Origin of the sequence: Priestia sp. BR_2 (genome assembly GCF_041954005.1) — a bacterium.
Taxonomy (GTDB): Bacteria; Bacillota; Bacilli; order Paenibacillales; family Paenibacillaceae; genus Paenibacillus_AQ; species Paenibacillus_AQ lautus_A.
Genome location: NZ_JAVFHM010000069.1, coordinates 1 through 671 on the forward strand (window position 1 = coordinate 1; position 671 = coordinate 671).

Annotated in this window: 1 pseudogene; it reads left to right on the forward strand. The window is 31.6% G+C overall.

What is annotated here, in order from left to right:
- Window positions 1–671 (forward strand): annotated as a pseudogene (locus RB298_RS01295) (hypothetical protein); the annotation flags it as partial.

The following is a 671-nucleotide window of genomic DNA, read 5'->3' on the forward strand; positions in this document are numbered from 1 at the left end:
GACAAATGGGATCAATTAATGTTTTATAGAAATGATATGTATGTGGCTGGAATTGATGGTGAAACACTTTATAAAATGTTCGAAGAAGCAACCGAATATCAATATGTTTACTATCGATTTAGTGAAGAATATGATAACTTCTTTATGCATCTAGAATCACAATTTAGTAGCTATCAAAATGAGCTAGTGAGTAAAAAACCAAGGGTTATTCGCCTAAGTAGTGGTATGTTGACGTGGCTTAGAAGCTTACCTCGTATTACACAGATTTCAAATAATATGAGTGAAGAACAACGTACCTTTAAAGAACTGATTAGAAAAAGCGAGATTAACCCGCAGGATACATTAAAGAAACTTTTTGCTCTATATAAAGAGGATATTGAATTTGTTACAAGAAATAAAAAATCTTTAGAAATTCACTTCCCAATGTATCTAAATTCAATAGAGAAAGAAGTAAATAAAGTAATTAAAGTTGAAAGCTTTGAGGATGCAAGAAACTGGGCAATGCAGCAAGAACCAGCTATTCAAAAAAGAAATTCCTTAGTGAAAAGTTTGTTAAGAACTAGTGGAGCTAAAAAACCTATTGAAGAATTCATATCAACTTTTTCAGGTGTAGAAATTGAGAATTGGTCCGACAGAACTAGTGAGGTATTTAAACAACAATTAGCAAACGA